This window comes from Microcoleus sp. AT3-A2 (assembly GCF_036705685.1).
Classification (GTDB): Bacteria; Cyanobacteriota; Cyanobacteriia; order Cyanobacteriales; family Microcoleaceae; genus Microcoleus.
Window position 1 is genome coordinate 16,892 of the sequence record NZ_JAUBVF010000045.1, and the last position, 16,743, is coordinate 33,634.

A 16,743-nucleotide genomic window follows, 5' to 3' on the forward strand; every position below is an offset into this window, starting at 1 on the left:
TTCGCGCCAGTTACCAGCTTAGCCAGCGGTGTCACCGTCACCAACACAGTCAGCTTCATCGCACCTGCATCCGGCAGCGTCAGCAACACCGCCAGAAGTACCTCAACTACCGCTGACCCGACTCCGGGCAACAACGCATCTACAGTCACCACACCTCTGACACCTAGTGCCGACGTTGTTACCACCAAAACCGGGACTACGGCAGCAGCACCAGGTGAAATAGTTACTTACACAATTTCCACAGTCAACAACGGCCCCAGCACAGCCGAAAACATCACAATTACCGACAGCATCGTTCCAGGCTTAACAGGAGTCAACGGCGGTGTCTACGATCCTGTTACAGGTATTGTCAGCTTCGCGCCAGTTACCAGCTTAGCCAGCGGTGTCACCGTCACCAACACAGTCAGCTTCATCGCACCTGCATCCGGCAGTGTCAGCAACACCGCCAGAAGCACCTCAACTACCGCTGACCCCACTCCGGGCAACAACGAAGCTACAGTCACCACACCCCTGACTCCCACAACTCCCACACCTCTGACTCCCACAACTCCCACACCAACACCGACTCCCACAACTCCCACACCAACACCGACTCCAACTCCAACTCCGACTTTCACGCCAACACCGACTCCCGCGCCAACACCGACTCCAACTCCAATTCCGACTCCAACTCCAATTCCGACTTTCACGCCAACACCGACTCCCACGCCAACACCGACTCCAACTCCAATTCCGACTTTCACGCCAACACCGACTCCAACTCCAATTCCGACTTTCACGCCAACACCGACTTTCACGCCGACTTTAGGTACTCCGGCTGTCATTTTCCTTGAACCACTTGGCAGTACCGACGTACTCGAAAGCTTGGGCAGCGATATATACAAAGTGCGACTAAATACTCAGCCAACTGCTAATGTCACCGTCGCCATTACCCCTGAAACTCAAGTTACTGTCAGCCAAAGGGCCCTTACTTTTACTCCCGCCAATTGGAATGTCGCTCAAACGGTAACGTTGGCTGCGGTTGACGATGCGGTTGTTGAGGGCGATCGTCTAAGTCCAATTAGCCACGCCACCACCAGCAATGACACATTGTATAATAATCTCGTCGCCCCTCTCACCGTCAATATCAGCGATAACGATAACTTAGGCGATCTCACAACCTTGTCCCAAAAGTCAGTAATCGGTTTGACAGACTCCGACGATCGCATTACAGGATCGGCATTAAACGACATTATCCACGCACGCCCCGGCAATGATTATCTTCATGGTAAAGCAGGCGATGACTTGCTTTACGGACAAAAAGGGGATGACGGCATCAGGGGCGGTGATGGCAATGACATTATTTTTGGTGGTAAGGGGATTGATTTTATTCAGGGTGACGGCGGTATTGACTTGATTTACGGAGGTAAGGAAAACGATCGCATTTACGGAGGCGATGGCGACGATATAGTGTTTGGCGATGGGGGCAATGATTACTTATTTGGAGAAATGGGGGCCGACACTCTCACAGGCGGATTGGGTTTTGATGTGTTTGCGATCGCGATCGATACTGGTGGAACAGACTTAGCCGCCGCTGATGTCATTAATGATTTCACCCTAAATCAAGACAAAATTGATTTAATTAGCCCCCTTTCTTTTAGCCAGTTAAATATTTATCAAGGAACAGGCGCTTTTGTTAGCGATACTATAATTCAGTATCAGGTAACAGGGGAATATTTAGCTGTCTTGAAAGGAGTCACTGCCAGCAGTATAGTTCAGGCAGTAACTTTTTAGACTTCGTATGTTGTTGCGCTTTAGCGCTAAAGCGCAACAACATACCTACCCGATCGCGATCGCCTAATTTGTATGGTGCACCAACAGTCGATCGCACTTTTGCTTTGATTTTCAGGCATAGCAACCGCTTAATGTAAATTGTGTAGCCTGTCTTTGATTTTTGTGCGAGTCAACAATGCAGACTCACAGCGTTCCCAGTACATTTTAGCCACGCGATCGCCCGGATTCTGACGCCAACACTCTTCAAAAAGCCGCGCCGCTTCAAATAACTTCCCTCCCGAGTAAAGTGCCCTAGCTTCTGCAAACAATTCCAGCGTAGCTAACTTGGCCTGTTTAATTTCTGGTGGATCTGCATCAAACACCTCATAAATCGTCACAGCTTCGGATTTTCCCTTGACTTTTACCGTATCGATAGTGCGGATTGCGTACTGGGATGGATTTTTTAGGCGCGAATAAGTTGGCTGGGTAATTAATAGCGCCACCCCATAATTTTTCGTCAAACTTTCCACACGAGAAGCTAAATTCACCGCATCGCTGATTACCGTCCCGTCCATGCGATTTGGTCCTCCCACAGTTCCCAGCATCAAAGAACCCGTATTAATCCCAATCCCAATCTGAATTGGCGCACAGCCAGCGTTAGCGCAGTATTCATTGTATTCAGCGAGACGGTGCAGCATCGCAATTCCCGCTTTCACCGCATTATCCGCCTCGCCGCTAAACAGTGCCATAATCGCATCGCCAATATATTTGTCAATAAACCCCTTATTTTCATTAATGACGGGTTCCATGCGAGAAAGATAAGAATTGATAAATTTGAAATTATCCTCCGGCGTCATAGTTTCCGAAAGCGTGGTAAAATTGCGAATATCGGAAAACAGCACCGACATTTCTAACTGCACTTGGTCGCCCAATTCCACATCAATAATGCTTGATTTCTCTAAAAACTGGAGGAATTGATGGGGGATGAAGCGCTCGTAAGCTTTGTTGAGTTGAGCCAGCCTGCTTTCATTTTGGCGTACTTCTGTATAAAGCTTAGAATTTTGAATTGAGATGGCCGCTTGTCCCGATAAAACTTTTAATATTTCCACTCTTTCTGGGGTAAAAGCTCCCGCTGTCAAATTGTTTTCTAAATAAACAATACTAATGATTTGAGATTGATTAATCAGCGGCACACATAAAATTGATTTGGGCTGATACTTTCGGATGTGGCGGTCGTTGGTAAATTGTCCCGATCGCGCAGCATCATCTAGTACCACGCTTTCTTGAGTACGACTCACATAATTGACAATTGCGGAGGAAAGTTCCTGACAATCTTCAACGGGGATTGACTGCAACACGGTGACTTGTTCAGAATTTATTGCCCCTTCAGCTTCAATCAACAGTTGTCCCTGGCTTAACAAAATCAGATAGCCTCGTTGCGCCCCTGCATTTTCTATCAAAATTTTCATCAAGCTAGACAGTAGCTTATCTAGCATAATTTCTCCAGAAATCGCATGAGAAGCCTTCATAACTGCGCTGATATCTAGGTGATTCCCCGAACCAGTCGTTGTCATTGCTACGGTAGTTTGAGTGTTTTTCCTTCCCGGTTGAGTTACCGCGAATAATTGGGGATATCGCGTTTCTAAATCCGTTACTTTAGCGGTGGCTCCCCATTCAACATAACAATAATACGCCTCAAATATGTAGGATTGAGCAACTTTTGTTTTGCCCCATTCCGAGTAGAATTTGGCTGCTAGTTCGTTGGCCAGGGCTTCGTCATTAACATATTTGTTTTCTTTAGCTCCTTCAATTGCGCGATCGTACATTTCAATCGCCTCGGCTTTATTGCCCAACACCCGTTGCTGTTCTGCTTCCACTAAATACCATTTATGCAGATAATTCATCGGAGCATTTTGCGCCCACTGTTGCAGCGTGCTTTGATGGGTTTCCACTAAGGCAAGAATTTCAGTTTGCTCAATTGCTGGCTGTGCCCGAAAAAGTGCCAGGTGCGTCAGGGCAGCATAAAAATGAAAAATTGGAACAAAAGCCGATCCAGATACTCCCATCAAATACTGTTTGACTTGGGAAATATGGTCTAGGGCAGCCGTATAATTGCCATAGCAGTAAGCAAGCAGCAGTTTGAAGATGCAGGCACAGGCGATCGCCGTAAATTCATTATCCTGATAGTGCTTGGGAATCATCACCGTTTCATCGTAGGCAGAGCCTATTAATAAATCCGGCCGAATACGGGTTTCCCTCAAGTTTTGCACCGTCTGCTGAATCATATCCAAATAAATCCGCGCAGAATATTGTTTCAACTGTGCCATTACCGCCCTATAACTTGCTATTTCTGGTTCCCAAGTGTCTAGTTCTACCCCAGCGAATAAATAAGTATAAAAGCAAATATATATGTTGTAGCCAGCGTCTACAAAGTCGCCTGTTTCCATGCCCAACCTATAGCCCTCTTTCAGCGTCGGTATCGTTGCCAAAAGAGATTCTTGGCGATGCTGAATCCAGCCACCAAACAAAAGTAGAACTGTGGACTTGAATTCGGGCACATTCAACCTATCGAGCAATGAAAGTGCCAATTGCCCAAAGCCATAGCCCGTTTCCACCTCTTGTAAAAAGGCACAGAACACCATCCCGTGCATCGCATAACCCACCGTCGATGCGGGCGCATTTCCAAAGGAGAGGGATAAACTCACCATCGTTGAGCTCAGCAAGGGCAGCAAACCGGGCATTCCCTGGAAAATGGGTGGAAACAACATACCAGACAGTTGCATAGCTGCCTGAGTCTGTGGATTTGTCATCACAGGTAGGTCAACCAATTCCTCAATCTTTCTGTGGCCGAGGAGGGCCGCAAGGGCTTGTAGCGCTTTGCCAATCTTGGCTTCATCAGGTTCGGCAGGGAGTTCAATCCCCAATTGTAAGAGTGCTTCTCTTGCTACTGCGATCGTTTCTAATACCTTGCTCTGAGCTGTCTGAGCGGCAATTTTAATTTCGTAAATTTTAACTCGATCTAAAATTGTTTGGGCTTCTTGCACAACCAGTGCTGCTATCTGTTCCATACCATCAAAGTCACCATTCAAATAGGCAATTTCAGCAGCAGCAACATACAGATTTAGCGCCAATTCATATTGAGTTTGCCAGCATTGAGGTGTCAGTAGTTCAATTCCAGTTTGTAGATAGATATTTGCCGCAGCGTAGGCGGTAGAATTTCTAGCCTTACGTCCAGCTTCTAAGTTTAGTTGGGCTAAGGCTGAGTGTTCACTTAATTGATCGATTAACTCAATTCCTTGATTTAAATGCCCCACAATATCAAATATTTTTTCTTCGGTTTCTATATCGGAAGAACTTTGTAGCAGTAACTGTCCAATTTTCAGATGAGTGGCTTGTTTTTGATCGTCGGGAATCAATGAATAAGCCGCTTGCTGGACGCGATCGTGCAGGAACTTATAAGTGGGATTAGCAACAGACTGATTCGGGGATTGACTATCTGATTGAATGAAGTTATAGCCTTCTGAAATTACTAAAATTAGTCCTTCTTGCAAGGCTTTCCACAGCGCTGATTCGGTTTCTTCTGGTAATTCTTCGCTGACTATTGCCAATGTCTCTAAATCAAACTGCGCCCCAATACACGCGGCAAGTTTGAGGGCATCCTGAGTAATGGCCGGCAACTTTTGCAATTGCGCCGCCATAAACTCCACCACATCCGAGGCGTCGGCAAATTTAACTTGATTAATATCGCACTGCCACCCCCCTTTGCTGCCCCCCTTACTAAGGGGGGATTGAGGGGGGTTAAAAATAATTTGACCATCTTCATGCAACGCCTTGAGGAATTGAGTAGAGAAAAAGGGATTTCCTTTGGTTTTTTGATAAACCAATTCTGTCAAGGGCCCGGCAAAGGATAAATCGCAAATCAGCGTCTCTGCTACCAACTGATTGAGATCTCCTAAACTCAACGGTTGCAGGGTAATCGTATTCACCGTGGCTCCCGATTTCACAATCTCATCCACAGTCAACATAAACGGATGAGCCGGTGATACCTCATTATCGCGATAAGCACCCAATACTAACAGATGCCCCGTATCTTCCATCAATAGTTGTAGCAATTTCAGCGATGCCGAATCTGCCCACTGCAAATCGTCCAGAAACATCACTAAGGGATGTTCTGCTTGGGTAAATACTTGCACAAATTTCTGCATCAGCAGATTGAAGCGATTTTGGGCGGCACTCCCCGACAATTCTAGTGCAGGACTTTGAGCGCCAATGATGTGTTCTAATTCAGGAATTACGTCAATCAAGACTTGCCCACTCTCGCCTACTGCTGTGAGAATCAGGTTTTTCCATCTGTGTAACTGAGCGTCACTTTCTGATAATAATTGTCCCATCAATTCCCGAAATGCTTGCACAAATGCACTAAAGGGAATATTGCGTTGAAATTGGTCATATTTGCCTTTGATAAAATAGCCACGCTGTCGGGCGATCGGCTTATGCACTTCATTCACTACTGCGGTTTTACCAATCCCAGAAAAACCAGCTACTAGCATCATTTCGGCACTAGCATTACGAACTCTTTCAAAGGCAGCTAATAGATTATCAACTTCTGTTTCTCTGCCGTATAACTTTTCGGGAATCAGGAAATGGTCTGTAAGATCCAGGGTTCCCAAGTCAAATTCTTCTATGCTATCGGTTTCTTGTAATTGAACCAGACACATTTCTAAATCCTGCTTGAGACCCAATGCAGTTTGATAGCGATTTTCCGCATTTTTGGCCATCAGCTTGCTGACAATTTGGGAGACAATTAGGGGAATTTCTGGCTTGATTTCGTGCGGGGGAAGTGGTTGTCTGGCAATGTGGCAGTGAACTATCTCTAAAGCGTCTTCTGTCTCAAAAGGCAGTTTTCCTGTCAGCAATTCGTAGAAGGTGACGCCGAGGGAGTAAAAGTCAGTGCGGTAATCGATAGAGCGATTCATCCTACCAGTTTGTTCCGGCGAGATGTAAGCGAGGGTTCCTTCTAAAACATTGGGATTTTTCAGGGTTGGCATTTCTCGCGTTAGCTGAGTGGAAATGCCAAAGTCGATAATTTTGAGCTGCCCCGTCGTTGGATTGAATACTATATTAGAAGGGTTAATATCTTTGTGAATTATATTGGCGCTGTGAATTTGCCCTAAAGTTTCAGTGGCTGCGATCGCAATTTGCAGAAATTCCTTGAGGCTAAACTTTCGCTGCTGTATCAATATTTTCAAGGATTCCCCGCCAAAGTCCTCCACAAAAATCACGAGGCTGTTTTGGTATTTTTGCAAGTCATAAACTTGCACGACTCCCGCCTCTTTCAGCTCTCGGGTGATGCGGTATTCGGTGCGGTAGCGTAGCAATTCTTGAGGTGTGGGGTAGCTTTCTTTGAGCAGTTTGAGGATGAGCGGTTGATGATCCGCTTCCCGAATCGCCCGGTACACCAGAGAATTGGTACTTTCGTAAAGCAGCTTCTGGACGGCAATGCCTGGGATGGACAGCATATTTATTTTTTTGGTAAAAATTAACGCGAAGTCGAAACACAGCGGGTTCGTTATGTCGAGAATAGCGCTTTAGAAAGGAACAAATTATGTTTTTATAACACACTCTTAGTTTTTCGGCAGCGAAATGGCTTTCAAGTGGTCTGGCAGAGTAAGGGTAAGGAGTGATCATGCGACGTACCTAAGCCCTGTTAATTCTCAACTCCATGAATTGTCACCGTTTCTGTTATCCAAACATCGTTAAAAATTGTCCCACCCCCAGCGCTAAGCAAAATTTTGAATGTAGAGATTGTCACAGGCAGTTTGTTTAAAACCCCAGACATCAAAGGATTTCAGAAGAAACAAAAAAATTGAGAGATCAGCTTTTATTAGAAAAAATATCTTGAGTTGCGATTGTCAAAGTCACGAGGGTGTCCCCCCGCTGGTTCCAATACTTGTTTTTCAACAATTAGCATCACTCCCCCGGAAAGTTCAAGTAAAGTCAAAAAAACCAGGCAAGCTAACGATCCAACGTGATGAAATGTAGTCCTTTGTAGGCAATAAGGGGAACAAGCAGTGGAAAGAGCGGCCAATTGATGCCTTAAGCAAAGAAATTCTAGGGGTGTATATAGGAAGTCGAGTTGAAATGGGTGCTAAAGGTTTTTGGGATTCCCTCCCAGTAGTTGACAGACGATGTGCCGTCTATTATACAGATTTTTGGGCAGGCTCAAAAAAAAACCCAGCGACACAAATCTCTGGGGAAAGATACTGGCAAAACTTCTGATATCGAAAGATTCAATAACACCCTTCAGCAAAGGATATCTCGCTTGATAAGAAAGACTTTATTCTCATCTATCTCTAAATATCTCCAATCATGTTGGTGCCTTCTGGTATTTTATCCATGATTACAACGCTTCTTTACCCCTAAAAATGTTGAGAATTTTTCGTTGCTATGCAGAACTACCAGGCTTTGTTCTGATGATTTTGGAGAGTGATTTATCTACTTCCGCTTACCCTTCCCGGCTACAAACTCCCGCAGCCGGAGTAAACTAGCGGTTTGCCCCAAATTCAGCGGCAGCAGCGACACTCCCTCCAACCGGGACTGCACCCAACCATCGCCCCAATACCACTCGTGAAATCCGTCAATTCCCTGACTCAATAACAGCCGCAGACAATTGTGCTCAACAATATCAACGTGATGCTGAACTGCCACCGGGCCCAGCCAACTTGTAAAGGTCAAACCTTGAGCAAATTCTTCCGGCAAACCGCTAGACAACTGCTGCGGCCACAGCCACTGCTGCAATTGAGTTGGACGCAACAAGCTGTCTCTAATCGCTGTTTCGGAAGCTTCAAGCTCAATCCGCAGGTTGCTTTGTTGAAAATTACCGAGCATAAGAATTTTAGATATAACTGCAAGTAACTTTAATGTAACTTATTGGACTGGTTCTAAGTAAAATGTTGCACCATTCGTGTGAAGTAGGGGCGGGTTCACCAACCATCTCTAACTCTCACCAACAATTAAAATAAACCCGCCCCACCCCACTAAAAACCCCCAATTGACATTGGTGCAACATCTCAGTTTTCACCGAGTATCCCGATCGAACATCATATCAAGTCCGGTTGATTAACCGCGATCGGCGAGGTCGGGGCGGGTTTACGAGATTATTAGTTTTAGGCACTGATGGTTGGCGAACCCACCCCTACAGTGGTTTGACGGAGGGTGCAAAATGTTCAATCGCACATCACCGTCCATCTACCTTCATCTACACTAAAAAATTTAAGATATTCGATCGCACGTATCGCCCGAAACCCGATTTTCGTATCGAACTGTTAAGCTCTGTTTCATTTCATTGAAATCTTCCCTGCTTCACGCCACCGCATCCAAAGTCCGTGATACCATCACACCTGAGTAATGCCTATAGAAAAAAACTGGAGAGAAAAGCTTTGACACTAAGGGTTGCAGTAGTAGGTTCAGGCCCTGCGGGTTCTTCCGCCGCCGAAACATTGGTAAAAGCAGGCATCGAAACATACCTATTCGAGCGTAAATTAGACAACGCCAAACCCTGCGGTGGGGCTATTCCCCTGTGCATGGTCAGCGAATTTGACTTGCCGCAAAGTATTATTGACCGCCAAGTCAGAAAAATGAAAATGATCTCCCCCTCCAACGTCGAGGTGGACATCAATATTGAAAACGCACACGAATACATCGGTATGTGCCGCCGCGAAGTGCTCGATGGCTTCATGCGCGATCGCGCCGCTTCCTTGGGTGCAAAACTAATTAACGGCACCGTTCACAAATTAGAAATTCCCGGCAACAATACAGACCCCTACACTCTCCACTATGCCGACCACTCCGACGGCAGCGCCATGGGAATTCAGAAAACTCTGAAAGTCGATTTGGTAATTGGGGCTGACGGCGCTAACTCTCGCGTAGCAAAGGCGATCGACGCTGGTGATTACAATTATGCGATCGCCTTCCAAGAGCGCATCCGCCTGCCAGAAGATAAAATGGCTTACTACCACGACTTAGCCGAAATGTACGTCGGCGATGACGTATCTACCGACTTCTACGCTTGGGTGTTCCCCAAATACGACCACGTAGCCGTCGGCACCGGCACGATGAAAGTCAATCAAGCCAGTATCAAAAAGCTGCAAGCAGGCATCCGCGCCCGCGCTGCCAAAAAACTGATGGGCGGTGAGATTATTAAAGTGGAAGCTCACCCCATCCCGGAACATCCGCGTCCTCGCCGGGTTGTCGGCCGAGTTGCTCTCGTAGGCGATGCTGCAGGTTATGTTACCAAGTCTTCCGGCGAAGGTATCTATTTTGCCGCCAAGTCTGGCCGGATGTGCGCCGAAACTATTGTGGAGATTTCCAATAAAGGCGCGCGCATTCCGACTGAAGAGGAAATTAAGATTTACCTGAAGCGGTGGGATAAAGCCTACGGCATTACTTACAAAGTTTTGGACATTTTGCAGCGCGTGTTCTACCGTTCCGATGCTACCCGCGAAGCTTTTGTGGAAATGTGTGCCGATCGCGATGTGCAGAAACTCACATTCGATAGCTACTTGTATAAGACTGTAGTGCCGGCAAATCCTTTCATTCAAATGAAGATTACCGCGAAAACCATTGGTAGCTTGTTGCGTGGGAATGCTTTAGCGCCTTAATTCCGGGCGGCTAAGCGCACTTTGTATAAAAAAAAGCGGGCAGTCACAAAACTGCTCGCTTTTTTTTCGATCTAAGATAACCAACCCCAAATGCGCGAAGGAAGAGGAAGAAGAAGAATTGTTAGTTCAAGTTCAACTGCACTAAGGTATCGGGGGCGAGGAAGTGAGAAATGTGATAAGCCCGTTCCTCGGTTTTCAGCAGGATTTTTTCGTAGAGGTAGCGGGTAGCTCGATCGCCCAAACTTTCAGCTTGTCCTGCTTGACGCCGCAGCAAACCGAGGATAGCTTGCTCAGCAATTAAATCGTGTTCCAGCATTTGGCGGCAGGAATATACGCCGTCGGCTTCCGGCTCAAAACAGCACAGTTCGGCTAACTTGCTAAAGCTAGCTGCTGGTATGCCGCCCAACCCGTTTAACCGTTCGCCCAACTCGTGGACGCTATCTTGAGCTTCTCCGTAGCTTTCTTCAAAGAATTTGTGCAAGGAGTAAAATTCTGCCCCTTCCACCACAAAATGATGTTTTTGATATTGCAGGTATAGAGCCTGAAAACTGGCCAGCAGCGCGTTCATCCCTTCACAAATCGGTGCTGTGACTGAATGTTCCAGTAGAACTGGGTTTTCGGCTATGTGGCCAAATGGTCTCAATGCACTCTGAGTCTCAGCCATGTGTGTTCTCCTCTCAATAGGCAGTTTTGTTGCCAATAGAGTCAGTCTAGCACTGTAAATTTACCCGTCAAGCAGCGTCTGCCTCGATAGTGGAAGATTTTATAGAGTAGGAAATTTTTTTTCTAAACCTATTGAGAATTATTAGCAGTTGGGTTATGCTTTAAAAAGATCCTCGTTCTGAACGCTTCCTGAAAGTGGGGCGAACCTTCTGAAGGCAGAAGGCAGAGGGTAAAAGGCAAAATTTTTTTAGGAAGGGCTGTTGATAATCCTTGAGGTTCTTCGGAAATCTAGCTTTGAACTTCTGCCCGCTATCAGTCAGGGTAAAAATTAATGCAAATTATTACTGTTGTCAAAAAATGAATCCAGCAGATCCAGAATTAGAAGTTTGTGACATTGTGCAAGTTAGTTGGCTAGATAGGTGGCAAGTTTACAAACGCTTGCAAGAACTAGAAATTCCCTGCTGGTGTGCTGTTGACCAACCTTTACGGGCAAAAGTCAACACTGTCAAACAAGCGGCTCAGTTAATGAGCGTGTTGAGGCAAGTCAGTGCCCCTAGATGCGAACTGGTGCAGTGGCTGGAATGCTGCTGGCAAATCGGGTAAAGGTAGAAGGAAGTTCGGCAACGAGCAGTGTAGAAGATGTAACGGATGTAACGGATTTAAAGGAGTTATAACAATGTATAAGTCTGGCAAGCAAGTTTCCGAATTCAGTTTAGAGGGAGAAATCCTCGGCCTAATTATTGAAGATGGCTGCAAACTTAAATATTTGCGAATTAGCAACGATCGCGGAGTAGAATATCTTGTTAAACTTTGCAAGGAATTGCGGTCATTTCTATCGCCTATTTTGACACCGGGGTTGAGAGTTCAAGTTGTAGGTGAGAAAGAACTTAACTTGAAAAACGGTAAAATAAAACTTAAAGCTCGTAGCCTCAAGCTGGCTCAGGGTAACAACGATCGATCGCACGAACTGCTTGACTCCACCAATGGGCCTGTTGCGGTATTGACATCGGACGATCGCGCGATCGGCAAAACCGAAGTCAGCTCTCCCACAGCAGCTCAAACTGTAAAATCTCCGGCAAAAACCCAAACCAAAATATTAGTATGTCAAAAATCAGACTGCCTGAAGCGGGGCGCTGGAGGAGTCTGTAAAGCTTTAGAAAATGCTTTGAATGCGCGCGGTTTAGAAGACAAAGTGACTGTACAGGGAACCGGATGTCTCAAACAGTGCAAAGCCGGCCCAAATATAGTTGTGATGCCGGACAAAACTCGCTACAGTCGCATTGCACCGGCAGAAGTTCCAGCAATCATTGACAAACATTGTGCAGTTGTTAAAGCTTAGGCGATCGCCCGGATGCCGCAAGAGTGCGTTAGAGATCAGGAAAAATTATTTTGATAGGACTCTGGGCGAAAAACTCACAGGCCCATCTTACGCCTTAATTTGAGTTCGGGTTGTAGTTCGATCGCGGCACCCGATTCAGAGGTTATTGTCCGAAAAAATAGGAAAAAGGCCAAAACTATCACTTAGGGGCTTCCTTCTGTAGAATCTCTAAGGATAGACTGTATCTGAGACCCTGTGAGTATTGGGATAAAAAGCCATGTCAGAAGCTGATCTTCGAGCCCATCAGCACCAACCGCACCCTGCTGTTCCATCCGATACCGAACCATTTCAGTCAGATTTTGCTGCTACTGGGGATTTTGAGCCGATCGCCCCCGATGCGACAGACACTCCCGCAACGGTTCCCCAACAGCCAGAAGAAGACTGGCAAACAGTAGATTTTCCCAACGCCATCAGCGTAGATGCAATTCCCACAAAACCTGAAACAAAAAATTCGCAATCTCCGACACAGCCGGCGGAGGCGGGCTCGCCCCCGATTTCAGACAATCTAAAAAATATGCTTGGGAATGCCGAACAGGCCAAGGGCAAAGGATCGACCCCAGTCACCCTTATGCAAGCGCTGCACGAATGCAACCGCGACCTTTTACAGCGCATCGCGCAGCTAGAAACAGCTCTCGAAGAGTCCCAAAAAACCTTGCAGAATCGCGAAACTTTGCTAGAACAGCGGACTGCAGAACTCGAAAATACTCAAGAACAATTGACGCGGCTGTTTGGCAAAGTGGAAGTTTCCCATCAAACCCTCCAAAGTCAAGAAATTTTAGTCGAAAGTTTAAGAAGTCAGTTGGCAACCAGCCAAGTCAGGCTAGCGACAGTTGAGCGAGAATGTGCGTCTACTGTGCAGCGCTACAACGAACAGTTACACCAGTTAGTAGCCACAGAAAATATTTGCAGGGAATTGCGAGCCCGCTTGCACCGCCAGCAGCGCCATACTCTGCAATTCAAAGCTGCCTTGGAAAGAAGTTTGGATAGGCCCCAGGTAAAGTCGCCGAGGATCGAGCCGCCTGACAATAATCTGGACACCGCCAGCGCACAATTAGAATCTTTGCTCGCGGCGGTCAAAAGCTCTCAAGTTCCGCTGCCGCCAGCCTTCAACGCTTCCCCTGTCCAACCTTGGTCGGAACCAGAAGAGCTTCCAGAGGTAGTCGCTGCTGCCGAGGCGATCGAGCCTGAATCCCCAGCCCCTCTAGAACTCAACAAATTAGCCGAAGTATCCGGCATTCAATTGCAGAAGAGCGAAACCTACCAGCCTGATGAGCCGGCCACTGACTCGGCCGAACCGGTGGCGGAACCTGAACTGCCGATGGCTGAGTCTGAACCCGAAACTGCTACCAAAGTGGACGCCCAAGAATTGGCTAGGGCTTTTCAAATTTTGAACTCTGTTGAAACCTTTGGCATTCAAGAAGTGCGATCGAGTGTGGCAAAACCTAGAGCAGTCGCCCAACCAGACTGGCTGAGCTTGATTGCCAGTCCGCTGCGGGCTTCTAAAAAACGTCGATCGCTAGCTGAAATTGAATTGCCGAGTTTTCGATAGCGAACTGATATCATTTCCGGTAACACCGGAATGATGTTGACGGTTGACAGTGAACAGTCAACAGTGAACTCGAATTTACTATTCCGATGCTTACGGATTGGATATGAGAGTTGCTAGTTTTGAGTTAAAACTCAAAACTCAACACTCTTTTCTCCCCTTTCCCATGCCGTAGGTGAGAGCATAGCTGGTAGCCAACAGCCACAGCCAAACAGCCGGATACCGGGGCTCCAACCAAGGCTGTACCCTGCGGGCGAAGCTGGGAAGCCATCCGAACAGCAAACTGGCCAAAGCCAGCAGAGTAAAATTCAAGTAACTTCCCAGCCAACGCCAAATATCCCCCAAGGTGACAAAATCTAAAATCCACAAGAGGAGAGAAGGGTTTTTTCCGGCTGCTTCGATCGCCAGTCGATTGAAAGTTAGCCAGTCGGTTCTGTCTTTAATAAAAGTTTCGGCTACGGCGAGTTTTTGTGCTGCCAAAATACCGAAAAAGGTATTGAGAATTGAATTAATTCTTTGAGGAGGCAAACTGCTCCCGGTAGGAACCATCATGCCTTTAGAAAACAGCCAAGTTACTGAAACATTGCTCTGGTAGGCGCGAATTTGGTTTAAGTGATTTGCCGTCAACAAATTGTGCTTTAAAGCTGTATCCAAAAGGTCTGTTAAGCGGAAAAGATTGCGGACAAGAGAGCCGAAGCCGGTGAAAACAAGGGGAGATTGCAAGGATGCTGCGTCGCCGATCGAGATTAGGCGATCGATCGCCACGGAGCGATCGCCGCTGTTGCTGCTAAAATGCCCCGGAATATAACCAAAGGTCGGTTTTTTCCACACCAATTTATCGACATCGCAGCGACGGTATTCCGGCAAAATTGCGAAAAAATCCTCGTACATTTCCAGCAAAGAACCGGGATTATCGGGATGTACTTGGTGGTAGTGAAATAGATAAACTGTCAATTCTGTGCCGGCGCCGGGAAACAACTCCCAAATGAGCTGGCGGCCACGGGAAATGTCCCCGTGAGTGTAGAGCACATCCCCGTACTCGGAATCCCATACTCCTGGCTCAAATCCTGCGTCGATGACTGCTCCCACTGTCGGACAAACGCTGTCAAAAGTCCGCCCTTCGTTCAATTGCCAAGCTATGGGAGAAGCCGAACCCATTGCATCCACCAGCAGCCGTCCTAATGCAGTGCGATCGGCTTTTGTCGGCAAGTGGCGGCCCTGAACTACTACTTTTTCTGCTTCAACATCGGCTCTGATAAACTCAGTTTCGTCCCAGATTTCTCCGCCAGCTTCTGTTAGCTTCACTCCCGCTAAATTTAGCAATTTCTCCCCGTCCAAAGCTACATTGAGTACCTTCGGTGTGTGCAGAACTGGCGCTTTAGCAACGGGCGGATTGTTAGCATCAAAAAACTTGTTGTAGCCATCTTTGTATTCTCTGGCAATCAAAGTTTCTATTTCTGCAGCAGTGAATAAACCCAAATCAATTAAGCTTTGAATTTCGTCCCGCGAAATATTCCACTCGCGATTCATCCGCCCGAAAGGCATTCGTTCCACTAGCAGCACTCGGTAGCCCAATCTCGCCATCACTGCGGCGTGAATCACTCCCAATGCCCCGCCAATATAAATTAGGTCATAAAAAGTATCGCCAGAATCAGACACCGAAATTTTGCCTTCTTCCCTCTTCCCTGTTTCCTCTTCCTTCTTCCCTGTTCCTTCTTCCTTCTTCCCTGTTCCTTCTTCCTTCAAAAACACTACTTGTTTTGGCGTTTGAGGATTGCGAGTGCCTTCGCGCCAACGCTGTTCCCACCAGTAGACGCGCTTGAGGTCGTATTCGCCTTGAGGCATTTTTTGGAAGTATTTGACGGTCAAGGGGTAATAGGGGGCAAGAGCCTCAAAAATTGACTGTTTGGAGAGGTCTATGACAGGGGGTTCCCGGTAGCGATCGGGAAACTTGTTTCTCACAGCAAGATTCAGAGCTTCCAGGAACTTTTTTTCTCCCGCAGGCGCCTCTTCTATACGAAAGACTTTTAAATAAGTGGTGCGTTGCAGTGACCAGACAAAGGTAGAAAGTTCTGTCGATCGCCAATTTTGGTTTCCTGAATTGGTGTCAGCCAAGGTGGGTTTTGGATTGGCATTTTTAGTTCCAGACTTCTGAACCTCGGCTGTTGTGTCTGGTGAAAGTAGGCGAAAGCCGTCAGCAGTAATAATTTTTTCTCCGATTTCGGGATCGAATTCGTGCTGCAACCAAGTGCAGACGGCTGCTGTATCCGGTGTCGGGACTTCTAGATAAAGAATTTCTTGCATGATTAGGCTCTCTATTCTGAATAAATTAATAAAGATGGGGGAGTTGACAAGGGAGCAAAGTAGGCTATACTCCCGAATACTTATTGAGTTTTAAATAAGTTTACAATGTTCTCAGATTTTTAGGTTTTCGATCGCTCTTACTCTCGGTTTGCCCGCAGTGGCTGAATATCTACTCATTTCGGTATGCACTTCTATGAATTATCCCATTCCTACGAATCCTCAAGAAATGATTGCTTTGCGACAGCAGCCGCTGAATGAAGAATTGGTGGCGTCGGCGATCGCGGGTGTGATTCAAATAGCTCGATCGCGATCTCAGTCTTTGGATGAATTAAAGGCTGAGGTACTCGCGGACGACAATCTGCTCGATTTTGCTCAGAGGCTATGGCTGAGTGATATTGTGGCTCAAGCTTGGAACAATTTACCTTAGACTAGACTGCTGC

At 46.7% G+C, this 16,743-nt stretch carries 9 protein-coding genes and 2 pseudogenes; 7 read left to right on the top strand and 4 right to left on the bottom strand.

Annotation, left to right across the window (positions count from 1 at the left end):
* Positions 1-1,773 (top strand): annotated as a pseudogene (locus tag QUB37_RS21235) (hypothetical protein); the annotation flags it as partial.
* A gap of 128 nt (positions 1,774-1,901) precedes the next feature.
* On the opposite strand, the gene QUB37_RS21240 reads toward QUB37_RS21235, so the two are convergent.
* Positions 1,902-7,271, bottom strand: a complete 5,370-nt coding sequence (locus QUB37_RS21240) for an AAA family ATPase (RefSeq protein ID WP_333165789.1) — start codon at positions 7,269-7,271, stop codon at positions 1,902-1,904.
* Positions 7,272-7,474: 203 nt separating this feature from the next.
* Between QUB37_RS21240 and QUB37_RS21245 the strand changes: the two are divergent.
* A pseudogene (locus tag QUB37_RS21245) lies at positions 7,475-8,168 on the top strand (IS1 family transposase); the annotation flags it as partial.
* A 79-nt stretch (positions 8,169-8,247) separates the two neighbouring features.
* On the opposite strand, the gene QUB37_RS21250 reads toward QUB37_RS21245, so the two are convergent.
* A complete protein-coding gene (locus QUB37_RS21250; protein ID WP_333165791.1) occupies positions 8,248-8,640 on the bottom strand; it encodes a hypothetical protein in 393 nt (130 codons plus the stop codon).
* Positions 8,641-9,191: 551 nt separating this feature from the next.
* Between QUB37_RS21250 and chlP the strand changes: the two genes are divergently transcribed.
* The gene (chlP, locus tag QUB37_RS21255; RefSeq protein ID WP_172186475.1) at positions 9,192-10,412 is read left to right on the top strand and encodes a geranylgeranyl reductase; all 1,221 of its coding nucleotides are present in this window, start codon (positions 9,192-9,194) and stop codon (positions 10,410-10,412) included.
* Positions 10,413-10,533: 121 nt separating this feature from the next.
* Here chlP and QUB37_RS21260 read toward each other — a convergent pair whose 3' ends face one another.
* Positions 10,534-11,076, bottom strand: a complete 543-nt coding sequence (locus QUB37_RS21260; protein ID WP_006632871.1) for a Dps family protein — start codon at positions 11,074-11,076, stop codon at positions 10,534-10,536.
* Positions 11,077-11,432: 356 nt separating this feature from the next.
* Between QUB37_RS21260 and QUB37_RS21265 the strand changes: the two genes are divergently transcribed.
* The 3 genes from QUB37_RS21265 to QUB37_RS21275 all read left to right on the top strand — a co-directional run bounded on the left by QUB37_RS21265 (position 11,433) and on the right by QUB37_RS21275 (position 14,002).
* The gene (locus QUB37_RS21265) at positions 11,433-11,678 is read left to right on the top strand and encodes an Asr1405/Asl0597 family protein (protein ID WP_333156175.1); all 246 of its coding nucleotides are present in this window, start codon (positions 11,433-11,435) and stop codon (positions 11,676-11,678) included.
* A gap of 73 nt (positions 11,679-11,751) precedes the next feature.
* A complete protein-coding gene (locus tag QUB37_RS21270; protein WP_333165793.1) occupies positions 11,752-12,414 on the top strand; it encodes a (2Fe-2S) ferredoxin domain-containing protein in 663 nt (220 codons plus the stop codon).
* A 256-nt stretch (positions 12,415-12,670) separates the two neighbouring features.
* Positions 12,671-14,002 carry a hypothetical protein gene (locus QUB37_RS21275; protein WP_333165795.1) on the top strand — a complete coding sequence of 444 codons (1,332 nt, stop codon included), beginning with the start codon at positions 12,671-12,673 and terminating at the stop codon, positions 14,000-14,002.
* A 138-nt stretch (positions 14,003-14,140) separates the two neighbouring features.
* Here the strand turns inward: QUB37_RS21275 and QUB37_RS21280 are convergent, their stop codons facing one another.
* Positions 14,141-16,303, bottom strand: a complete 2,163-nt coding sequence (locus QUB37_RS21280) for a flavin-dependent dehydrogenase (RefSeq protein WP_333165797.1) — start codon at positions 16,301-16,303, stop codon at positions 14,141-14,143.
* Positions 16,304-16,496: 193 nt separating this feature from the next.
* Here QUB37_RS21280 and QUB37_RS21285 point away from each other — a divergent pair, with 193 nt between their 5' ends.
* Positions 16,497-16,730, top strand: coding sequence for a hypothetical protein (locus tag QUB37_RS21285; protein WP_190662685.1), 234 nt, complete (start codon positions 16,497-16,499; stop codon positions 16,728-16,730).
* The last annotated feature ends 13 nt before the right edge of the window (positions 16,731-16,743 follow it).

Excerpts from the sequence above, each read along its gene's own strand:
- QUB37_RS21285 (WP_190662685.1), top strand. The coding sequence starts at position 16,497 with ATGAATTATCCCATTCCTACGAATCCTCAAGAAATGATTGCTTTGCGA.
- QUB37_RS21250 (WP_333165791.1), bottom strand. The coding sequence starts at position 8,640 with ATGCTCGGTAATTTTCAACAAAGCAACCTGCGGATTGAGCTTGAAGCT.
- QUB37_RS21260 (WP_006632871.1), bottom strand. The coding sequence starts at position 11,076 with ATGGCTGAGACTCAGAGTGCATTGAGACCATTTGGCCACATAGCCGAA.
- QUB37_RS21240 (WP_333165789.1), bottom strand. The coding sequence starts at position 7,271 with ATGCTGTCCATCCCAGGCATTGCCGTCCAGAAGCTGCTTTACGAAAGT.
- QUB37_RS21275 (WP_333165795.1), top strand. The coding sequence starts at position 12,671 with ATGTCAGAAGCTGATCTTCGAGCCCATCAGCACCAACCGCACCCTGCT.
- QUB37_RS21265 (WP_333156175.1), top strand. The coding sequence starts at position 11,433 with ATGAATCCAGCAGATCCAGAATTAGAAGTTTGTGACATTGTGCAAGTT.
- QUB37_RS21270 (WP_333165793.1), top strand. The coding sequence starts at position 11,752 with ATGTATAAGTCTGGCAAGCAAGTTTCCGAATTCAGTTTAGAGGGAGAA.
- QUB37_RS21280 (WP_333165797.1), bottom strand. The coding sequence starts at position 16,303 with ATGCAAGAAATTCTTTATCTAGAAGTCCCGACACCGGATACAGCAGCC.